The 1,547-nt window shown below is 63.3% G+C and carries 1 protein-coding gene, 1 tRNA gene and 1 pseudogene; all 3 read left to right on the top strand.

Translation table 11 applies throughout. The features are described 5' to 3' along the window. Positions 1–185 (top strand): annotated as a pseudogene (locus AC1D34_RS37490) (TIGR02300 family protein); the annotation flags it as partial. 169 nt (positions 186–354) lie between these two features. Continuing rightward, positions 355–430, top strand: a tRNA-Ala gene (locus tag AC1D34_RS37485). Between the two features lie 292 nt (positions 431–722). After that, positions 723–1,547 (top strand): LysR substrate-binding domain-containing protein (locus AC1D34_RS37480; protein ID WP_476827019.1); only part of this gene is annotated, 825 nt, incomplete at its 3' end.

Below are 1,547 nucleotides of genomic sequence, written 5' to 3'. Positions count from 1 at the left end.
CTCTCGATGAGGCCGATGCCGAAACGAGCGAGAAGGACGCGGTTGTCACCAGCGAGGACGACATCGAGGTCGAGGACGACATCGCTGCCGAGGAAGACGACACGTTCCTGGAAGAGGACGAGGAAGGCGACGATGACGTCTCCGATCTGATCGATGGCGACATCGAGGGTGACGAGGACGTCTGAGGACAAAAAATATTTCTGCGATATAGGTGCTTGTGTCTTCTGCCGAGCCCGCCTATAGAGCCCTCCGTCGCGACAGTGACGACGCGGACATCGCCGGGCTTCGAAGTTGAAGCCACTCCTGCGGTGTCCGGGAATTTGCCGGTTGACCCCCAAATCAATCGGCCAGCGTGGGGCCATAGCTCAGTTGGGAGAGCGCTTGAATGGCATTCAAGAGGTCGGCGGTTCGATTCCGCCTGGCTCCACCAAATTTTCCGATCCGGATCACGAACTCACCGAGAGTGGATGGGTCGCATCTGCGGCCTTGATCGCCGGCCGCCGCGCTCGGCCCCCAGGCTTTCTCAGAGTCCGCCGAACAGATCGTTCCTGAGAATCAGCTTCGCGGTCGCCCGACCATGCCGGCAATCTCAGCCCGAAGGCCCGACTCTCCGAAGAACCATCGATTCGCTGGTATGCGTCGGTGAGATCATTGATTCCCCCAATTTGTCATTGCCCCCTCAGTAGGGCAAAGGGCTTGCCTGCAATGGGGAGAGGCAGGCCATGCGATCGCAGATCAATGCGCGCCTGAAGCTGCGGCAGATCGAGATCGCCATTGCCGTGGCCGAGCAGGGCAGTTTCCTGGCCGCGGCCCACGCGCTCAGCATCACGCAGCCCGCAGTGTCGAAGGCGGTGCAGGATGTCGAGCTGATCGTCGGCCATCCCATCTTCGACCGGATGGCCCGCGGCGTGATGATCAATCCCTTCGGCCGTGCCGTTGTCGAGCGTGGCCGGGCCATGCTGTCGCTGGTCGAGCGACTCACGGACGATATCGGGCTGATCGAGCAGGGGCAGGCCGGCACGCTCGTCATCGGCGCCCTGCCGACTGCGGCGACGAGCGTGCTGCCGCCGACGCTCGGCCGGCTGCGCGCCTCCAATCCCGAGTTGAACATCAGGCTGGTGCAGGGGCGCACGGCGGAGCTGATGCCGCAGCTGGAGAGCGGCAAGCTCGATCTGATCGTCGGGCGGCTCTACGAGCTCGAAACCGCCCATGATGTTCACCGCGAGACGATCTATCACGAGCCGATCTCGGTCCTGGCACGGGCCGGTCATCCCTTGCTCGACCGCCCCGGCAGCGCGGGAGCGGAGCTCGGGAAGTTCGGCCTCGTACTGCCTTCGCTGGAACAGCGCCTCGGTCAGGAGATCGATGCGGTGATCGCCTATTCCGGATTGGAGATGCTGGCCGCGCCGCTGCGTTCGACCTCGATTTCCTTCATCCGCGAGCTCGTTCTGTCGAACGACTATGTCACCATCCTTCCGCGGTTGATGCTCGCCGGCGATCTCGGCCGCGGTGCCGTCAGGATATTGCCCGTTCCCATGGTCTCAGGC

This window comes from Allobosea sp. P1_A7 (assembly GCF_056406775.1).
Note: the sequence above shows the minus strand (reverse complement) of the source record. Positions and strands in the feature narration are given on the sequence as shown.